The organism is Pseudomonas sp. Pseusp18 (assembly GCF_059506005.1).
On the sequence record NZ_CP169240.1, the window covers coordinates 1239860 to 1259220 of the forward strand.

General features: G+C 59.9%; 16 protein-coding genes and 1 pseudogene. 5 read left to right on the forward strand and 12 right to left on the reverse strand.

What is annotated here, in order from left to right:
• Positions 1-69: 69 nt before the first annotated feature.
• The 5 genes from ACEN9A_RS05390 to ACEN9A_RS05410 are packed head-to-tail and all read right to left on the reverse strand — an operon-like array spanning position 70 to position 5461.
• Positions 70-1071, reverse strand: coding sequence for an AAA family ATPase (locus tag ACEN9A_RS05390; RefSeq protein ID WP_258672563.1), 1002 nt, complete (start codon positions 1069-1071; stop codon positions 70-72).
• Positions 1068-2234 (reverse strand): DUF4350 domain-containing protein, encoded by a 1167-nt coding sequence (locus ACEN9A_RS05395; RefSeq protein ID WP_019651412.1) that lies wholly within the window; start codon positions 2232-2234, stop codon positions 1068-1070. Before ACEN9A_RS05395 ends, ACEN9A_RS05390 begins: the two co-directional genes overlap by 4 nt.
• On the reverse strand, positions 2231-3775 hold the full coding sequence (locus tag ACEN9A_RS05400) for a DUF4129 domain-containing protein (protein ID WP_019651413.1): 1545 nt from the start codon (positions 3773-3775) through the stop codon (positions 2231-2233). The genes ACEN9A_RS05395 and ACEN9A_RS05400 overlap by 4 nt, the downstream gene beginning before the upstream one ends.
• Positions 3762-4739: a stage II sporulation protein M gene (locus tag ACEN9A_RS05405; RefSeq protein ID WP_258672566.1), complete on the reverse strand. Its 978-nt coding sequence runs from the start codon at positions 4737-4739 to the stop codon at positions 3762-3764. Before ACEN9A_RS05405 ends, ACEN9A_RS05400 begins: the two co-directional genes overlap by 14 nt.
• A complete protein-coding gene (locus ACEN9A_RS05410; RefSeq protein ID WP_019651415.1) occupies positions 4736-5461 on the reverse strand; it encodes an RDD family protein in 726 nt (241 codons plus the stop codon). Before ACEN9A_RS05410 ends, ACEN9A_RS05405 begins: the two co-directional genes overlap by 4 nt.
• Before the next feature lie 169 nt (positions 5462-5630).
• On the opposite strand from ACEN9A_RS05410, the gene sbcB reads away from it, so the two are divergent.
• Positions 5631-7061 carry an exodeoxyribonuclease I gene (sbcB, locus tag ACEN9A_RS05415; protein WP_019651416.1) on the forward strand — a complete coding sequence of 477 codons (1431 nt, stop codon included), beginning with the start codon at positions 5631-5633 and terminating at the stop codon, positions 7059-7061.
• Between the two features lie 98 nt (positions 7062-7159).
• On the opposite strand, the gene mvaT is transcribed toward sbcB, so the two are convergent.
• Entirely contained in the window at positions 7160-7537 is a 378-nt protein-coding gene (mvaT, locus tag ACEN9A_RS05420; RefSeq protein WP_007933316.1) for a histone-like nucleoid-structuring protein MvaT, read from the reverse strand.
• A 327-nt stretch (positions 7538-7864) separates the two neighbouring features.
• Here mvaT and purU point away from each other — a divergent pair, with 327 nt between their 5' ends.
• Both purU and ACEN9A_RS05430 read left to right on the forward strand, forming a co-directional pair.
• A complete protein-coding gene (purU, locus tag ACEN9A_RS05425) occupies positions 7865-8713 on the forward strand; it encodes a formyltetrahydrofolate deformylase (RefSeq protein ID WP_007933315.1) in 849 nt (282 codons plus the stop codon).
• A gap of 81 nt (positions 8714-8794) precedes the next feature.
• Positions 8795-8971 (forward strand): hypothetical protein, encoded by a 177-nt coding sequence (locus ACEN9A_RS05430; RefSeq protein ID WP_173861182.1) that lies wholly within the window; start codon positions 8795-8797, stop codon positions 8969-8971.
• Between the two features lie 9 nt (positions 8972-8980).
• On the opposite strand, the gene gpgF is transcribed toward ACEN9A_RS05430, so the two are convergent.
• From gpgF to ACEN9A_RS05455, 5 genes and pseudogenes are all read right to left on the reverse strand, one after another.
• Positions 8981-9976, reverse strand: coding sequence for a glucosaminyl phosphatidylglycerol flippase (gene gpgF, locus ACEN9A_RS05435; RefSeq protein WP_258672570.1), 996 nt, complete (start codon positions 9974-9976; stop codon positions 8981-8983).
• Positions 9973-10749 carry an N-acetylglucosaminyl phosphatidylglycerol deacetylase gene (gene gpgD / locus ACEN9A_RS05440; protein WP_258672571.1) on the reverse strand — a complete coding sequence of 259 codons (777 nt, stop codon included), beginning with the start codon at positions 10747-10749 and terminating at the stop codon, positions 9973-9975. Before gpgD ends, gpgF begins: the two co-directional genes overlap by 4 nt.
• Positions 10742-11863, reverse strand: coding sequence for an N-acetylglucosaminyl phosphatidylglycerol synthase (gpgS, locus tag ACEN9A_RS05445; protein ID WP_258672572.1), 1122 nt, complete (start codon positions 11861-11863; stop codon positions 10742-10744). The genes gpgD and gpgS overlap by 8 nt, the downstream gene beginning before the upstream one ends.
• Positions 11864-12121: 258 nt before the next feature.
• On the reverse strand, positions 12122-12886 hold the full coding sequence (locus tag ACEN9A_RS05450) for a methyl-accepting chemotaxis protein (protein ID WP_425439644.1): 765 nt from the start codon (positions 12884-12886) through the stop codon (positions 12122-12124).
• Positions 12887-12979: 93 nt separating this feature from the next.
• A pseudogene (locus tag ACEN9A_RS05455) lies at positions 12980-14011 on the reverse strand (HAMP domain-containing protein); the annotation flags it as partial.
• A gap of 184 nt (positions 14012-14195) precedes the next feature.
• Here ACEN9A_RS05455 and ACEN9A_RS05460 point away from each other — a divergent pair.
• Positions 14196-15683 (forward strand): helicase HerA-like domain-containing protein, encoded by a 1488-nt coding sequence (locus ACEN9A_RS05460; protein WP_258672575.1) that lies wholly within the window; start codon positions 14196-14198, stop codon positions 15681-15683.
• A 79-nt stretch (positions 15684-15762) separates the two neighbouring features.
• Here ACEN9A_RS05460 and ACEN9A_RS05465 read toward each other — a convergent pair whose 3' ends face one another.
• Positions 15763-16218, reverse strand: a complete 456-nt coding sequence (locus ACEN9A_RS05465; protein ID WP_258672576.1) for a DUF721 domain-containing protein — start codon at positions 16216-16218, stop codon at positions 15763-15765.
• A gap of 307 nt (positions 16219-16525) precedes the next feature.
• Between ACEN9A_RS05465 and secA the strand changes: the two genes are divergently transcribed.
• Complete coding sequence (gene secA, locus ACEN9A_RS05470; protein ID WP_019651425.1) at positions 16526-19261, forward strand: preprotein translocase subunit SecA; 2736 nt, start codon at positions 16526-16528, stop codon at positions 19259-19261.
• Positions 19262-19361 lie beyond the last annotated feature (100 nt).

Genomic DNA, 19361 nt, shown 5'->3' on the forward strand with positions numbered 1-19361 from the left:
TGTTGGGGCCGCTTCGCAGCCCAGCGGGAGCAAGCTCCCTCGCCACAGGGGTGGTCCGCATGGCCATGTTCACAGGCGTGGCGCCGGCACTTGGTCGAGCAGTTGCTTGAGCACCTGATCGACGTCCAGCCCTTCGATGTCTAGCTCCGGGGCAATCCGCACACGGTGACGCAGTACCGCCAGGGCGCAACCTTTGATGTCGTCGGGAATCACGAACTCGCCCCCGCGCAACAAGGCGCGGGCGCGGGCGCAACGTGCCAGGGCGATGGAGGCGCGAGGCCCGGCGCCGAGGGTCAAGCCCGGCCAGGTGCGGGTGGTGCGGGCCAGGCGCACGGCGTAATCGAGCACCTGATCGTCCAGCGGCAGATCGCTGGCAATGCGCTGCAAGGCCAGCACGTCCTTGGCTTGCAACACGGTGCGCAGCGGTTGTACATCGAGCATGTCGGCGCGGGTCGAGCGGCTGACCTGACGCACCATGTCCAATTCCTGATCGGCCTCGGGGTAGTCCATGCGTACCTTGAGCATGAAGCGGTCGAGTTCGGCTTCGGGTAACGGGTAAGTGCCTTCCTGTTCGATCGGGTTTTGCGTGGCCAGCACCATGAACGGTTGGGCGATGGGCAGGGCGCGGCCTTCGAGGGTGACCTGGCGTTCCTGCATGGCTTCGAGCAACGCGGCCTGGGTTTTTGCCGGTGCGCGGTTGATTTCATCGGCCAGCAGCAGGTTGGTGAACAACGGGCCTTTGCGCAGTTTGAATTGCTCGGTCTGCAAGTCGTACACCGCGTGCCCGGTGACGTCGCTGGGCATCAGGTCCGGGGTGAACTGGATGCGGGCGTATTCGCCACCGAAGCAACGGGCGAGGGCGCGCACCAGCAACGTCTTGCCCAACCCCGGCACGCCTTCGAGCAGCACATGGCCGCCGGCGATCAGGGCAGTGAGCACATCGTCGATCACGGTGTTCTGGCCGATCACCGCTTTTTGCAGTTCCGTCCTTACCGCCTGGGCCAACTGGCTGGCGCGCTGGCGCTGCTGGGCGGCGTGGGTCTGGGGGCCGGGCTCGATCTGTTCACTCATGATAAGGCGTTCCTCAAGGTTTGCAGGTGGGCGACCTGACGGCTGAATTCAGCGCTGGACAGCCGCTGTTTCGGTCGCGGGCTCATGGCCTGGCTGATGGCGCGTGTGGGTTGGCCGGTCAGGCGTGCGAGCACCAGCCATTGTTCGGCGACGCCGAGTTGTTCAAAACCGGGATGACGGTGGCGGACACGACGCAGGATGTCTTGCTGCAAGGCGTGCAACAGGCTGTGCTGACCGCTGCGGCGCAGCATGAAATCGGCACTGGCTCGCAGGTGTTCCTGAAGATGCCGACGCGCCCTTGGGGCCGGCTCCAGCAACGGGCCGCTGCGCACGCCAACGTGCCAGAAACCCAAAGCGATCAAGGCGATCAGGGCCACCAGGGCTTGGGGAAAGTAACGCCACAGCAATGTCAGCAGACTGTCGTGCTCGGTATTGAATAGCAAGGTCACATCGGTGTCGGCCGTCAGGTACCACAGCAACCAGGCGTTGTCGTACTGGTCGATAGCCGGGGTTTTCCAGAGGTCGGCGTCGGTGACCACGGTGATCGAACCCAACCCGTGGCTCAGCTGCATCATGTGCGTGGCCTTGCCACTGTTGGCCCAGGCCTGGGCAAGGTTTTTCGGGTCATCGAGGTGGAACGCGGTATCGAAGCTGAAGTAGGCCGGCGCCTCTTCGTTTTCCAGATAGAGCTTGGTCAGTTTGGGGTAGGGGTCATCGCGCAGATCAGGTGGCGAGTCCTTGAGGTCTTTGCTCAGGAACTGATGCAACTGCACCCGGTCGAGCAGCAGGTCATTGCTTTGGCCGGTCTTTTCATCCCACAGGGCTTCGGCGACGAATACCAGGCGCCCACCGGCCCGGGTCCAGTTCAACACCTGATCCACCTGGCGCGGCGACATGTTGGACCGGTCGCCGAGCAACAACAGGCTGTGCTGACGTGGTTCGAGGGTCGGCAGGATGTCGAGGCTGTTGGCGTGGCTGACGGTCAGGCCCTGTTTGCGCAGAAAATGCTCGGCGGCCAGATAGGGATTGGCCTGGGCTTCAGGGGACGGGCCGTGTTCGATTTGTACCTGATAGGGCGTGGCCTTGAAATACAGGTAAACACCCAACGCGCCCAGAAGCACGACGATGAACACGCCGACCGCCAGCCATGCCCTGCGGTTCAACGGACCGCTCCGGGGCCGAACAACGCACGCCAGCCGTCACACAGTTCCTGTTGCAAATGCGCCGGTGGCAGGCGATGCCCGTAGGCCATGTTCTGCCAGTGTGCGGTCAGGTTTTTACTGAAGGCCAGCAACGCCGGTTGTTTCAACTGTTCAACGCGCTGAAGCACTTCGCCTTCGGTGTCGGCGGGTTTGAGCGTCATGTTGAAGTCGTTCAGCAAGTGGCTGAGCAAGGCGCGATAGAGCAAACCAAGGGCTTCACGCGGGTTGGTTTGCCAGAGGCTTTCGGCGCTGGCCGCGATATCGGCGGGCAGGGTTTCGCGGTTGAGGTCCAGACCGAACGCCTGCTGCGGCAATGGTCGCGTCACTTTATGGTTCAACGCCGGCCGGCGGCTGACGAACGCCTGCAACCAGTCGCGGTAACGCCAGATCAACAGGCCGAGGGCGCCGATCACCGCGCCCCACAGCAACACTTCGATCAGGTTGGCCAATGCGCCGAAACGTTGGCTGTCGAGCAAACTGAACAGCGCTTTCAGCCAGGCGGGTGTTTGACCACCGTGCGCAGTGTCGTCGTTGGGCTTGTCTTCGCCGAACCGATAGCGGGTCACCGTTTCCTTGTTCTTGAACGGTGGCTGATCGAGGATGGCCTTGATGCTGTTTCGGGATGCCTGACTGGTCAGCGGTTGCTCCAGCAGACGCGGGCTGTCCGGTGACATGTCCGGTTCGGCGGCCCAGACGCTTTGCCCCGTCGGCACCAGCACAAACGCCGCCAGCAGTAGCGTGATGACTGTGCTGCTCAGGCGTTGGCGCAAGCGGCGGAACACCAGTTCGATGTCCCAGGCTTCCAGCCGTGTGCGCCGGTTCAGGTAAAGGCTGAAACCACAGGCGACATAAATCGGTTCCCAGACCACCAGCACCAGGGCGTAAAAAGCATTGGTCAGGTGTTCCAGCCAGCGCCAGTCTTGTGTGGCGGCGGCAATCAAGGTCTGCCAGCCCCAGTCGATTTCGACCTGCAGTGGCAGGAGCATGTAGAACAGCACCATCAGGCCGATCCACAACGCGGTTTCCAGGTGCACGCCGATGATCGTCAGCCATTGCGCGGCACCGGCATTACGCTGCAACAGCACGCGTAAACGCTGTTGTCGTGCTTCGCCCTCCAGGCCTTCGAGTTGCACCACCGGCATCAGAAAGCTGCGGCTCAGGCTCAGGCGGCGCCAGGTCAGGCTGGCCAGCAGTTGCGGCGGGAGCAGGCGCGGCCATTGGCGCAGGGCCTGTTTCAGTGTGGGTGTTTCGCCGAACATGGCTTTGGACAGGATGTACAGCGGTAGCCGGTCGAACGCCGGTTTGAGCCACCAGAACAGGAACAGGGCGAGGGAGGGCGACTCCCACAGCATGAGGCTGAGCAAGGTAAAAATCGGTAGGGTCACGATCGCCCAACTGGTCATCAACAGGCGTCGATGGCGCTGACTCAGCAGCACCCCCAGGTCCATGGCTTCCCAGTTTGTGCGTGGGCGAATCACTGCACTGGCGTCACTCAGGCGCATGGCGGGTCCGTCCGGCAAACAGCAGATAAGTCGCGACCAACACCCAGAGCGCTGCGCCGACCAGGTATTTGGTCAGCGGCGTGACTCCGGTCCGCGACGACCAGTAGGCTTCTATAAACGCTGCAATCAACAAAAGCAGCATGACTCCGCAAATCAGCAACACACTCTTGCTCGCCGCCACTCGCAGGGCTTCGGCACGGGGCAAACGTCCCGGCGCGATCAACGCCCAGCCCAGTTGCAGGCCGGCGGCACCGGCCAGGGCAATGGCGCTCAGTTCGAAGGCGCCGTGACCGATCACGAATGACCAGAAGGTTTGCCCGTAGCCGATGTGCGTCAGGTGCCCGGCCACCGCACCGATCATCAAGCCGTTGAAGAACAGGAAAAACGCGCTGCCCAGGCCAAACAGCAAACCGCTGGCGAAGGTCTGAAACGCGATGCCGATGTTGTGCATGATGTAGTAACCGAACATCTCCCAGTCTTCACTGGCCGCCCGTTCTGCCAAGCGCCCCAGATGACCGGCGACGGGGTCGTACATGCTTTGCATCTCACTGACCTGCTCGGCCGGGATCAGGTTGTAGACCAGTTCCGGGAACAGATACACCAGCAGCCCGATTCCAATCAGGCTGCCAAAAAATATCAGGCAGGCGGCAAGCACGAAGCGCCATTGTTCGCGCACCAGTCGCGGGAAGTCGGCAAGGATGAAGCTCAGTACGTTGGCCCTCAGCCAACTGCGATGTCGATAAAGCTGTTGATGCCCGCGCAGCACCTGTTGCTGTAGCGAGTCGACCAAAAAGCTGCTGTAACCACGCTCCTGAGCCAGGGCCAGGTGTTGGCAGAGCCGTCGATAATCGCTGGGGAAGCTGGTGACTCGCGAGGTTTCCTTGCCGCGTTCCAGCCGTTCGAGCATGAGTGCAAACTGCTCCCATTCGGTCTTGTGGCGGCTTTCGAATAGGCTTTGCTTCATGTCGGGCCCAACAGGCCGCGGGCGATGCCGTTGAGTTCGGCCACGGCCTGCGGCGCTGAAACGTGCAGCGGTTGCGCGAGTATCGAGGCGAGTTCGCTTGCCCGCGCCTCGGAGAGTTCACCCTGGCGCTCGGCAAACCCGAGGATGGCGCGTTGCTCGGTCAGCGTCAGCGCGAAAGCGGCACGGCGCGGCGGGGCATCGGGTAACTGCGGTCGGGTGAGCGGTTGTTCGCGGTAGATCACCAGCGTGCCGGCGGCCAGATCGCCGAGGCGTTTGAAGGTGGGATGTTGCAGGCAACTGATGGCCCCGAGGAAGTAGCCGAACGGCAACATGTCGACAAATCGCAACAGGTTACGCAGCAAGGACGCGGACCAGCCGATGGGGGTGCCATCGTCGTGCACCACGCGCAACCCCATCCATTGCTTGCCCGGCGAGCGCCCCTGATTGAGCACCTCGAACAGCACCATGTACCACCAGCTCACCACGAACAGCAAAATCGAGCCAAGCCCGGCGCCGAGTTTGCCGAGGAACGCCAGCACCATGAACAGCAGGCCCAGGATCAACCCGCGCAGGCCCAGGTCGATGGTGAACGCCAGCGCACGGACCATCAACCCGGCCGGGCGCAGTGGCAAGTCGATGCCTTCGGGCGTTTCGACCTGATACCGCGTGTCCAGTGGCGGGGCCAGCGTTGCTTTCCGTGGCAGTGCTGTGGTCTCGAGCATGGGAAACCTTGATGGGCCTGGTACGTCCGATGCTAGCAGCCTCTCGGGGGAAAACGACATAACTATGTATTGCACGGTGCGTGACCAGAGGTGATTGAATGACAACATTTCTGGTCGAGGCAGCCTGTGTGCGCCTAGACTTCGCCGGTCTTCAGTTCAGGAACAACCCGTGACCTCGATCTTCTGGTACGACTACGAAACCACTGGCATCAACCCCCGTTGCGACCGTCCGTTGCAAGTGGCGGGGATTCGCACCGACTTCGATCTCAATGAAATAGACGAGCCGGTCAATCTCTACTGCCAGCCCAGTGACGACATCCTGCCGCATCCGGCAGCCTGCGCGATCACGGGTATCACGCCTGGCCTTCTGGCCGAGCAAGGTTTGAGCGAAGCCGATTTCATGACACGGGTGCATGCCCAGCTCGCTATGCCCGGCACTTGTGGCGCGGGGTACAACACGCTGCGTTTCGACGACGAGATGACCCGTTATAGCCTGTATCGAAACTTTTTCGACCCCTATGCGCGGGAGTGGCAGGGCGGCAACAGCCGCTGGGACCTGATCGACATTGTGCGCGCGGCTTATGCGTTGCGTCCCGATGGCTTCGTCTGGCCCAAGGATGACGAAGGGCGGGTGACGCTCAAGCTCGAACGCCTGACCGCCGCCAACGGCATCGATCACGGGAATGCCCACGAGGCACTGTCGGATGTTCGCGCGACCATCGCCCTGGCGCGCCTGATTCGTGAAAAACAGCCGAAGTTGTATGACTGGCTGTTTCAGTTGCGCAGCAAACAAAAGGTGATGGACCAGATTCGGCTGTTGCAGCCGATGGTGCACATTTCCGGGCGCTTTTCGGCGGCCCGCCATTATGTCGGCGTGGTACTGCCACTGGCCTGGCATCCACGCAATCGCAACGCGTTGATTGTCTGTGACCTGCACCTGGACCCTCAGGGGCTGCTCGATCTGGATACCGAAACCTTACGTCAGCGGCTTTATACCCGCCGTGACGATCTGGCCGAAGGCGAACTGCCGGTGCCGCTCAAGCTCATCCACATCAACAAGTGCCCGGTCGTGGCGCCGTTATCGGTACTTCGTCCCGAAGATCAGCAACGCTTGGGGCTGGACATGGCGCTCTATCAGGAACGGGCGCTGCGGCTAAGTGCCGCACAACAACTTTGGCAAGATAAAGTCTCGGGAGTTTATGCCCGCGAGGATTTCGCCGCGAGCCTGGACCCCGAGCAACAGTTATACGACGGTTTTATCGGCGATCGGGACCGGCGTCTATGTGAGCAAGTCAGAGCGGCCGATCCTGCGCAATTAGCACAAGAGCAGTGGCCTTTCGATGATGAACGCTTGCCCGAATTATTGTTTCGTTATCGCGCACGCAACTTTCCCGATACGTTGAGCCTGGAAGAGCAAGAGCGCTGGCGAATATTCTGTCAGCAACGTTTGTCCGCACCGGAGTGGGGCGCTCCCAATACGCTGGAAAGTTTTCTGACAGCTGCCGCCCAATTGACGATTAGTCCTACATCGTTTCAGCAAGAGGTTCTGGATGAATGGCAGATTCATGTCCAGGCATTACGCAAACGTTTGAATATTTGAAAACGAAAATGACTTGCGCTTGAATTCCGGGCATAAAAAAACGCCAGCATTTGCTGGCGTTCTTTTGGTCGCGGATCAGTCTGCGACGCGCTTGCGGCTTAGCCCAGCAGGGTAGCCCAGCCTTCAACCACATCACCGCCCCACTTGGCTTTCCACTCTTTCAGAGTTTTGTGGTTGCCACCTTTGGTTTCGATGACTTCGCCGTTGTGCGGGTTTTTGTATTGTTTAACTTTGCGAGCACGCTTGGTGCCGGTAGTTTTTACTGCGCCGCCACGTGGAGCCTTGGTTTTGGACTCTGGATCCAATAGGGCAATGATGTCACGCAGGGATTTGGAGTATTCGCCCATCAGGGTGCGCAATTTGCCTTCGAATTCCAGCTCGGTTTGCAGTTTGTCGTCTTGGGACAGGTTCTTCAAACGGGCTTGCAGCTCTTTGATAGCTTCTTCGGTGGCGCGATATTCGTTGATCAAGGACATGAGGACTACCTTATGTTGGCGCTGGATGACAGGGTGACAGTGCGACAATAATAGTCAGGGTGTTTCATCAAGTAAACATTTAACCGAAGTTTTACTTAATTTAGTTGCGATGAATAGGACACTCATTGGAGAGACAGTTAAATAGCGTCACAAATATTCACAGTTGACCTCTTGAAGACTGGCCACTAGAGCACCATGCACTGGCGTATGGCACCGCCGGAACCTGTGCCGATGACCGCAATCCGCGGCCGCGCGTCATCAATACTGCAGTTTTGCTGCGCAATCGCTAGAATGGCGGCCTTTGCGAAGTTCTGGAGTTTCCCCCTCATGCGCACTTTTCGGCTGGTGATTGCTTGCCCGGACCGCGTCGGCATCGTTGCTAAAGTCAGTAACTTTCTGGCGTCACATAACGGCTGGATCACTGAAGCGAGCCATCACTCGGACAATCTCAGTGGCTGGTTCTTCATGCGTCACGAAATTCGTGCCGATTCGCTGCCTTTCGGTATCGAAGCCTTTCGCGAAGCGTTTGCACCGATTGCCCAAGAGTTCTCGATGGACTGGCGCATCACCGACACCGAGCAGAAGAAGCGCGTGGTGTTGATGGCCAGCCGTGAGTCCCATTGCCTGGCCGATTTGTTACACCGCTGGCACAGCGACGAACTGGACTGTGAAATCGCCTGCGTGATTTCCAACCATGACGATTTGCGCAGCATGGTCGAGTGGCACGGTATTCCTTACTACCATGTACCGGTCAACCCGCAGAACAAGGAACCGGCTTTCGCCGAAGTCTCGCGCCTGGTCAAACAGCACGACGCCGAAGTGGTGGTACTCGCCCGTTACATGCAGATTCTGCCGCCCGACTTGTGCAGCGAATATGCCCACAAAGTCATCAACATTCACCACAGCTTCCTGCCGTCGTTCGTCGGTGCCAAGCCGTATCATCAGGCTTCGATGCGCGGTGTGAAGTTGATCGGCGCCACTTGCCACTATGTAACCGAAGAGCTGGACGCCGGTCCGATCATCGAGCAGGACGTGGTGCGTGTCAGTCACAGCGACAGTATTGAAGACATGGTGCGCTTCGGTCGTGACGTCGAGAAAATGGTGCTGGCTCGTGGTCTGCGTTATCACCTGGAAGACCGGGTGTTGGTGCACGGCAACAAAACCGTCGTGTTCTGACAGCCATACGGTTGAAATCCGAAGGGCCTGGGCGTTCAATCGCTTCAGGCCCTTCGCCGTTTCTACACTGAGGACATGACCATGGCCGATCCGCTGGATAAAGCTGTTTCCAAGGCGCCCGCCACATTGGGCGAGGGCTGTTTGAGCCGCTACGATCCGGACGACCTGAGCCCCGAAGACGGCACGGAGTTTCCCGGCGCCGCCGAGTTGTGGGAGCAGTTGCAGGACGATTCTGAAGATACAGCCGGGGGCGCCTGAAAAGATCTTTCAAGCTTGCTTGAACTTCATCAACTTCTTCAGCAATGGCCGCCCGAGCATCAGCAGAAACACCGGGCCACCGACCACCAGATAGAAGTAATAGGTCACGGTCCGCCAGATCAGAATCGCCGCCGCCGCGGTGGATTTCCCCACCATGGGCGCCAGCAGCGCTGCCGACGTCAGTTCCGCCGCCCCGGCACCGCCCGGCAACAGACTGAATTGCCCCGCACTCAATGACAGCATCTGGATCAGAAAGCACCAGGCCCATTGCAAGTCCACGCCCAGCCCGCGTAACGCCAGATACAGCACGCTATACCGCAAGACCCAATGCAGGCAGGTCAGGGCAAACACCGTGATCAATGTTTGAAAGGGTAACTTCAGTGTGTCGGTGAACGCCGCCAGGAAGTGCAGGAGCTTTCGCGCCCAGCGAAGCCGAGTCGCTTCTTTGACATTGAGACGGGCGAGCAACCGACCGCTCAGGCGAATCAGCGAACGGTGGTAGCGAGCCACCACCGCGCAACTGAACAACCCGCCGAACATCGAGATGGCGCTGACGGTCAGCAGCCATTCCATGCGCTGACTGAGGTGCTGGAACAGGGCATAAATCAGAATCCCGCACAGCGCGCAGAGAAAAAACAGCAAGTCGCTCAACTGGTCCATGGCGAACACGGCGCTGCCCCTGGCCGGCCGTACACCGTGGCGCGCCAGCAGGGCCATGATGGTCAGCGGTCCGCCGCTGCCGCCGGGGGTGGCGCAGTAGGCGAACTCGGCGGACATCACCACCCCGAGGCTTTTGAGGCGGCTCACCTTGTCACGCTGATCGCCCAGCAACAGGCGCAAGCGCAGGGTGTTGAGCAGCCAGCACAACAGGATCATGCCGAACATGATCAGCAGCCATTCCAGCGGGAAGCGTTGCAGCCGCGACCATGTCTCGCCGCCGCCCAGCAACGACGGGATGAGCACTGCAGCGAGCAGGGCGACGACCAGCAGAATCCCGCGGCTCATGCGGCGCGACCAATGAGGTCGCGTTGCTGTGCCAGCCAGTTGGCCTTGGTCATCGGCACACGGCCCTCGTCGAGCAAACGCTTGAGGAGTTGCAGCCAATAATGACGCGAGAATTCATGGCGCATGTCCACCGGGTGCAGGCTGAGGCGAATCACCGGCGCCTGGCGCCAGCGTTGTTCGCGCTGCTCGCTGACCAGCCTGGACAAACCCCGGCGCCAGGCACTGCGCGCGCTCCAGACCAGGCCTGGGGCATCGATCGCAGTGAAATCCGGCAGACGAATCAGGTGCTGCGAATCGCTGGTGTAGCGCAGCGGTAACTGGCGCAAGGCCTGACGGGTGCCTTCGCTCATCAGCCAGGCGGGGGCGACGAAGCCTTCGAGCGGCCAGTTGTAACGATGGAATACCTCGATTCCGGCGCGCAGGCGGGCGAGGGCGGCTTCAAGAGGCAGGTCGTAGAACTCGCCTTCGTGGGTATAGATCCGGCGCATGAACCAGTCTCGGGGAGTGGTGGGAATCGGCCCTTCATCGCAATGGAAGTAACCGTGCAGTGCCAGTTCGTCGCCGCGAGCGACACGACTGCTCAGCACACGTCGAAATGCCGGATAGGCGTCCAGGTCGTTATGTTTATGGAAGTTCGGCACCACCAGCCAGGTCATCGGCACTGTACCCAATGCGTCGACGGCTTCGACGAAGGCCTGGTAATCGGGCCAGGTCTGCGGTGCAACGTCGTGTAACACCAACAACAGGCTGGGTGTGTTCATGGGCTCAGCCATTGGCGATCAGCGGCCATTGCGTGCCGAGTACGGCGTGATAGTGCCCCAGCAGACTGTGGACCACGGTGTCCCAGGCGTAATGTTGCTCGACATGTCGGCGGGCCTGTTTGCCCAACGCGGTGCTGCCTTGGCTGAACAGTTCGCGAACGGTGTTGGCCATCGCCACTGGATTGTTCGGCGCGCAGAGCAGGCCGCACTGATCGGTGACAATCTCTTGAAAAGCCCCGGCCGCCACGGCCACCACGGGAATGCCACTGGCCATGGCTTCGAGAACCACCAGGCCAAAGGTTTCCTGATCGCCGGCATGCACCAGCGCGTCGGCGCTGGCCATCAGGCGTGCGACTTTGGCTGCCGGGCAGAATTCATCGAGGACGGTGACATTGCGCGGCACCAGGGTCGGCATCGACGAGCCCACCAACAACAGGTGGTAACGACGGCCCAGGCGTTTCATGCAGTTGAGCAGCACCGGCAGGTTTTTTTCCTTGGAGCCACGGCCGGCGAAGATCAGCAGGTGAGTGTTTTCATCGATGCCCAATTCAGCCCGCAGGCCTGGATCCCGAACGCTGGGGTTGAACGTTTGCAGGTCGACGCCCAGGGGCTGTACGAAAACGTTCTTCACCCCCAACCCGATCAGTTTGGAGGCCATGACCTGGCTTGGCGCCAGAACCCGGTCGAAGTTGCCATAGAGCTTGCTGACATACGCTTCGACATTGGGCGTAACCCAGTTGCCCATGCGATTGCTGACCAGCAACGGCAGGTCGGAGTGATAAAAACCGATTACCGGCACATCGAGCTGTCGCTTGGCGTCCAAAGCCGCCCAGGCAGTCAGGTAAGGGTCGCCGACTTCGATCAAGTCAGGCTGTAAATCCTGTAGAACATTGCGCCACGGCGCGAGACGGAGGGGGAAACGATAACCCTTGCCGAAAGGCAGGGCCGGGGCCGGAACCGTGTAAACGCCATCCTGTTCACTCAAATGAGCCCCGGGGATCAACAGGCTGTGACAAATGCCCGATTTGCTGCCCAGGCGACGGTGCTTGGCATCCAGATACGTGCGCACGCCACCGCTGGCAGGGGCGTAGAACATGGTTATGTCAGCGATATGCACGATGAACATCCCTCCGGGCCGTTGTTCTCCCTTTGGTTGACCTATATGAAGGATAGATGTTCGGTTGGGGTTTTGCGGTGAAGCCAAGGGCTTTAGACCGTTGTGTGGCGAGGGAGCTTGTCGGAACGCCGCACCGTCCCGCTCGGCTGCGAAGCAGTCGTAAATCAGCCGGTGTGTTCAATCTGGCACACCTTTGATCCCGATTTTGGGGTCGCTTCGCGACCCAGCGGGAGCAAGCTCCCTCGCCACAGTGTCTGTGATCAGACGTTAGATACGGAAACTGCCCACCAATTGCTTCAAGCGCGAGGCCTGTTGCTCAAGGTCCGAGCACGCCCGCAAGGTCGATTGCAGGTTTTCCACGCCCTCCTGGTTCAGCGTGTTGATCTCGGTGATGTCCACGTTGATCGACTCCACCACCGCCGTCTGTTCCTCGGTCGCCGTGGCCACCGACTGGTTCATGCCGTCGATTTCGCCGATGCGCAACGTCACGCTGTTCAGGCGCTCGCCGGCCAGGTTGGCGATTTCCACGCTGTCCTGGCTGTGGCGTTGGCTGTCGCTCATGGTGCTGACGGATTCGCGGGCGCCGACTTGCAGCTCCTCGATCATAGTCTGCACCTGTTGCGCCGACTCCTGCGTGCGGTGCGCCAGGTTGCGCACCTCGTCGGCCACCACGGCAAAACCGCGCCCGGCTTCACCGGCCCGCGCCGCTTCGATGGCGGCGTTGAGCGCCAGCAGGTTGGTTTGCTGGGAAATGCTGGTGATCACTTCGAGAATCTGCCCGATGTTCACGGTTTTGCTGTTCAGCGATTCGATGTTGGTGCTCGAAGCGCTGAGCATGCTCGACAGCTGATTCATCGCGGCAATGCTGCGATCCACCACTTGCTGGCCGTCTTCGGCCAGGCTGCGGGCATCGCTGGCCTGATTCGACGCTTGCGCTGCGTTACGGGCGATTTCCTGAGCCGCGGCGCCGAGCTGGTTGATGGCCGCGGCGACGCTGCTGGTACGCGAGGCTTGCTGGTCGGAATTGAACATCGACGAGTTCGAGGCCGCCACCACCCGCAAGGCCACTTCGTTGACCTGGCCGGTGGCCGAGGACACTTCGCGGATCGACGTATGAATCCGTTCCACGAAACGGTTGAACGCCGTGCCAAGGATGCCGAATTCGTCCTGATTCTGGATGGTCAGGCGTTTGGTCAGGTCGCCTTCACCGTCGGCGATGTCTTCCATGGCGCGGGTCATCACATGCAGCGGCTGGATCAGCAGGCGGATCAGCATGCCCAGCAAGCCAATGATGATGGCCACTGCAATCAGGGTCGCGATGATCGCCGAGGTGCGGAATTCGCTGAGCATGGAGAAGGCTTTGTCCTTGTCCACAGAGAGGCCGATGTACCAGTTGACCGAGGACAGTCCCTTGATCGGGGTGAAGGTCACGATGCGGGTTTTGCCGTCGACTTTGATCTCGCTCGGCTGATTACCGATGACGGGCGTGTCTTGCGGGTAGACGTCCTTGAGGTTTTTCATCGCCAGCGCTTTGTCCGGGTGAACCAGGATCTTGCCATCGGCGCTGACCAGGAACGCATAGCCCATGCCGTTGAAGTCCAGCGCGTTGAGGCTGTCGGTGATCACTTGCAGACTCAGGTCGCCACCGACCACGCCGATGTTCTGACCGTCCTTGAGGACGCTGTCGACGATGGAAATCACCAACTGGCCAGACGCCAGGTCGATATAAGGTTCGGTCAAGGCAGAACCACTGGTGCTTTGCGCGCTCTTGTACCAAGGGCGGGCGCGAGGGTCATAGCCGTCGGGCATCTTGCTGTCCGGACGGATAATGAAGGTGCCGTCCTTGTTGCCCAGGTAGGCACCCATGAAGGTCGATGTGACGGCCTTCTGTTCCAGCAGTTTGGCGACGTTATCCGTCTCGGCGTTCAGGGCAACAGTTTGTGAGAGGTTTTCGATCAACAGGCTACGACCCGCCAGCCAGGTCTGAATATTCTTGGCGGTGACGTTACCCATTTCTTGCAGGTAGTTGTCCAGGTCGCGGCGTATCGCATTGCGCTGCAAATAGTCGTTATACAGCGTGAAGGAGGCGAATGCGGCGATAACGATCAGGGCGGCGGCAAGCAGTATTTTATGGCTGAAGCGCAGGTTTTTATTCATGGCTTGTGGGTCCGCTAAGGTCTTATTGTCCAGGGCGTGCTTTTATAAAGGCGCGCAAAATGGGCAGGGTTGAAAGTAAGCTGATATTTCCGTCTCTCCTTAGGGAATTACCGACGCTATTTTCAGTCTGGTCTCTCGGTTGTTATCGGCCATGAAGGATCAAAGATTAACCAGGGGTGACAAAATGCCTGACTCATCGCAACTCGTTATCGGCGCTGACCTCGCGGGCCAGCCAATCGCCCAGGCCATGCGCCTGGCGAACCGTCACGGTTTGGTAGCGGGCGCTACCGGGACCGGTAAAACCGTCACGTTGCAGCGCCTGGCCGAAGCGTTCAGCGATGCAGGCGTGGCGGTGTTCGCGGCGGACATCAAGGGCGACCTGTGCGGCCTGGGCGCCGCCGGTAACCCTCAAGGCAAGGTCGCGGAGCGGATCGCCGGCATGCCTTGGCTGAACCATAAGCCTCAGGCGTATCCGGTAACCCTGTGGGACATTCACGGTCAGTCCGGTCATCCATTGCGCACCACCTTGAGCGAAATGGGGCCGTTGCTGCTCGGCAGCCTGCTGGAGCTGACCGACAGTCAGCAGTCGGCTCTTTATGCCGCGTTCAAGGTGGCCGACCGCGAAGGGCTGTTGCTGCTGGATTTGAAAGATTTGAAGGCGCTGCTCAATCACCTGCGCGATAAACCCGAATTACTGGGCGATGACGCGGCGCTGATGACCACCGGTTCCAGCCAGGCACTGTTGCGCCGTTTGGCGACGCTGGAACAGCAGGGCGCCGAAGCGTTGTTCGGTGAACCGGCACTGCAACTGGAAGATATTTTGCAGCCGGCGATGGACGGTCGCGGGCGCATCCATTTGCTCGACGCCAGCCGTCTGGTGCACGAAGCGCCGAAGGTCTACGCGACGTTCCTGCTGTGGTTGCTGGCTGAATTGTTCGAGCAACTGCCGGAACGCGGCGATGCCGATAAACCGCTGCTGGCGCTGTTTTTCGACGAGGCGCACTTGTTGTTCGCCGGTACGCCCAAGGCCTTGCAGGATCGTCTGGAACAAGTGGTGCGGCTGATCCGTTCGAAAGGCGTGGGCGTGTATTTCGTCACCCAATCGCCGGGGGACTTGCCGGATGATGTACTGGCTCAGTTGGGCCTGCGTGTTCAGCATGGCTTGCGCGCGTTCACCGCCAAAGAGCAGAAATCCCTGCGTGCAGTGGCCGAGGGCTTCCGGCCGAACCCGGCATTTGATGCCTTGTCGGTGTTGACTGAGCTGGGCATCGGCGAGGCGTTGGTCGGCACCTTGCAGGACAAGGGTACGCCGGAGATGGTCCAGCGTGTACTGGTCGCACCGCCGCAATCGCGGATCGGGCCACTGACCGAGACTGAGCGCACGGTGCTGATTGCCGGTTCGCCGTTTAAAGGGCGATATGACAAACCGGTTGATCGCGAATCGGCCTATGAAGTGCTGATGGGGCGCAAGGGGTTGGCGCCGGAGCCTGAAACCGCGCCGGGCAAACCTGCCCCCGAAGAGCCGAGTTTCACCGAACAGGCCGGGGAATTCCTCGGTACGGCCGCAGGACAGGCGCTTAAATCGGCGATGCGACAGGCGGCCAATCAATTGGGCCGACAGCTGGTACGCGGGTTGATGGGCTCATTGCTCGGCGGTAGCAAACGCCGCTGAAAATCAAAAGATCGCAGCCTTCGGCGGCGCCTACAGGCGCGTAGGAGCTGCCGAAGGCTGCGATCCTTTGATCTTGCTTTTAAACCTTGGGCTTGGCGTGCGCCGCCAACCGCTCCAGCGCCGCCCTTAGATTCGGGTCGGTAATCCCGTCAGCCGTCGCCTGAATGGTCGCCGCGGCATCCGTCGACAAATCCATGGTATGCCCAGCCGCTCCTTGCTGAACGGTCGGTGGCTGCACCTTGAACAGGATCCGCGTCAGGCTGGCGAACTCGTCGAACAGCTGTAACTGGCGTTGCAGACGCTTTTGTTGATAACGCAGGCGGGTGGCCCAGTGACCGTCGGTGACAATCAGCAATAAACTGCCTTCGCGCCACGACGCCACATGGCAATGCTCGCGGGCGGCCGGTTGCAGCTGGCTTTCCACCAGACGTTGCAAATGACCCAGGCGTTGAGCGTGGCCAAAGATGGCTTTCAGCGGTTTGGCTTCGCGAAGCAGAACGGCGGGTGCTCTGGCCGTGAGAGGGCGAAATGCCATGATCGAACACCTGAAGTAACAGAACGGCCATGGTAACAGAAAGCACCCGCTGGTCCCGACCCATTGCTTTACGAGCGCTTTACCCATTAAATCAACGAGTAACTTGTACCCTCAATGGGTTGAAGTTCAGTAAAAAGCCCTTATTTTAAGTGAGCCCCGTCACAGCGCAGTGCATGCATCGTGGAATAACGCCACTTTCCTCACCATCGTTTCCGGGTAGAATGCTCGTTCGCATGCGGCCATGAGGGCTGCACGGGCGACTCACGGGGCCGCCCTCCATCCCTTTAGTGTGGAAGATCCTGCCGATATGTTTGCGCCTTTGTTAAAGAAACTTTTTGGAAGCAAGAACGAGCGTGAAGTCAAACGCATGCTCAAGACGGTGCAGCTCGTCAATGCCTTCGAAGAGCAAATGGTGGCCCTTTCGGACGATCAATTGCGTGCCAAGACCAACGAGTTCAAGGCCCGCCTCGCCAAAGGGGAAACCCTCGACAAGCTGCTGCCAGAAGCCTTTGCGGTCGCCCGCGAAGCCGGTAAGCGCGTCATGGGTATGCGCCACTTCGATGTCCAGCTGATCGGCGGCATGACCTTGCATGAAGGCATGATCGCGGAAATGCGTACCGGTGAAGGCAAGACCCTGGTGGCAACACTGGGCGTTTACCTCAACGCGCTGTCCGGCAAGGGCGTGCACGTTGTGACGGTGAACGACTATCTGGCCCGTCGTGACGCCAACTGGATGCGTCCGCTCTACGAATTCCTCGGCATGACGGTCGGCGTGGTCACGCCATTCCAGCCGCCGGAAGAGAAGCGCGCCGCTTACGCCGCCGATATCACCTACGGCACCAACAACGAATTCGGTTTCGACTACCTGCGCGACAACATGGCGTTCAGCATGGAAGAAAAATTCCAGCGCGAACTCAATTTTGCCGTGATCGACGAAGTCGACTCCATCCTCATCGACGAAGCCCGTACCCCGCTGATCATCTCCGGTCAGGCCGAGGACAGCTCCAAGCTGTACATCGAGATCAACAAACTGATCCCGCAGCTTGAATTGCACATCGAGGAAGTCGAAGGCGAAGTCACCAAGGCCGGCCATTACACCATCGACGAGAAGACCCGTCAGGTCGAACTCAACGAAGCCGGTCACCAGTTCATCGAAGAAATGCTCACCCGCGTCGGCCTGCTGGCTGAAGGCGAGAGCCTGTATTCGGCGCATAACCTGGGCCTGTTGACTCACGTCTATGCCGGCCTGCGTGCGCACAAACTGTTCCATCGCAATGTCGAGTACATCGTGCAGGACGGTCAGGTGGTGCTGGTCGACGAACACACCGGCCGTACCATGCCGGGTCGCCGTTTGTCCGAAGGTCTGCACCAGGCCATCGAAGCCAAGGAAAACCTGAACATCCAGGCCGAGAGCCAGACCCTGGCGTCGACCACGTTCCAGAACTACTTCCGTCTGTACAACAAGCTGTCCGGCATGACCGGTACCGCGGACACCGAAGCGTTCGAATTCCATCAGATCTATGGCCTGCAGGTCATGGTCATCCCGCCGAACAAGCCGTTGGCGCGTAAAGACTACAACGACCTGGTGTTCCTGACCGCCGAAGAGAAATACGCGGCGATCATCGGCGACATCAAGGAGTGCATGGCTCAGGGCCGTCCGGTGCTGGTGGGTACCGCCACCATCGAAACGTCCGAGCACATGTCCGGCCTGCTCCAGAAAGAAGGCATTGAACACAAGGTTCTGAACGCCAAGTTCCACGAAAAAGAAGCCGAAATCATCGCTCAGGCCGGTCGTCCGGGTGCACTGACCATCGCCACCAACATGGCCGGTCGTGGTACCGACATCCTGTTGGGCGGTAACTGGGAAGTGGAAGTGGCTTCGCTGGAAGACCCGACCCCTGAGCAGATTGCCCAGATCAAGGCCGACTGGCAGAAACGTCACCAGCAAGTGCTGGAGTCGGGCGGCTTGCAGGTGATCGCTTCCGAGCGTCACGAATCGCGCCGTATCGACAACCAGTTGCGCGGTCGTGCCGGTCGTCAGGGCGACGCCGGTTCCAGCCGTTTCTACCTGTCGCTGGAAGACAGCCTGATGCGCATCTTTGCCTCTGACCGGGTGAAGAACTTCATGAAGGCGCTGGGCATGCAGTCCGGTGAAGCGATTGAACACCGCATGGTGACCAACGCCATCGAGAAGGCTCAGCGCAAGGTTGAAGGCCGCAACTTCGATATCCGTAAGCAACTGCTTGAGTTCGACGACGTCAACAACGAACAACGTAAAGTGATCTATCACATGCGTAACAGTTTGTTGGCCGCTGACAACATTGGCGAAACCATTGCCGATTTCCGTCAGGACGTGCTCAACGCAACCGTCAGCGCACACATTCCGCCACAATCGCTGCCTGAGCAGTGGGACGTGTCCGGTCTGGAAGCGGCGTTGCAGAGCGACTTCGGTGTGGCGCTGCCGATCCAGCAATGGCTCGACGAAGACGACCACCTGTACGAAGAAACCCTGCGCGAGAAGCTGCTCAACGAACTGATCGCCGCGTACAACGAGAAAGAAGACCAGGCCGGTGCCGAAGCACTGCGCTCCTTCGAGAAGCAAATCGTACTGCGCGTGCTCGACGACCTGTGGAAAGACCACCTGTCGACCATGGATCACCTGCGTCACGGCATCCACTTGCGTGGTTATGCGCAGAAGAACCCGAAGCAAGAGTACAAGCGCGAGTCCTTCACCTTGTTCTCCGAACTGCTGGATTCGATCAAGCGCGACTCGATTCGTGTGCTGTCGCACGTTCAGGTACGCCGCGAAGATCCGGAAGCCGAAGAGCAACGTCTGCGTCAGGAAGCCGAGGCGCTGGCTGCGCGCATGCAGTTCCAGCACGACGAAGCGCCTGGCCTGGAGCAACCGGAAGTGTTGGGTGAAGAGATCGATGTTGCTCTCGCCACCGCACCGGTACGCAACGAGCAGAAGCTGGGCCGCAACGAGCTGTGCTACTGCGGCTCGGGCAAGAAGTTCAAGCATTGCCACGGGCAGATCCAGTAAAACCCGTTTCAAACGCTGAAATACCCGCGCCGCGACCGGCTTCTGCCGTCGCGGCGTTTTGCCATTCAAACCACCGTCTATCGCAATGACGGTGCAGACA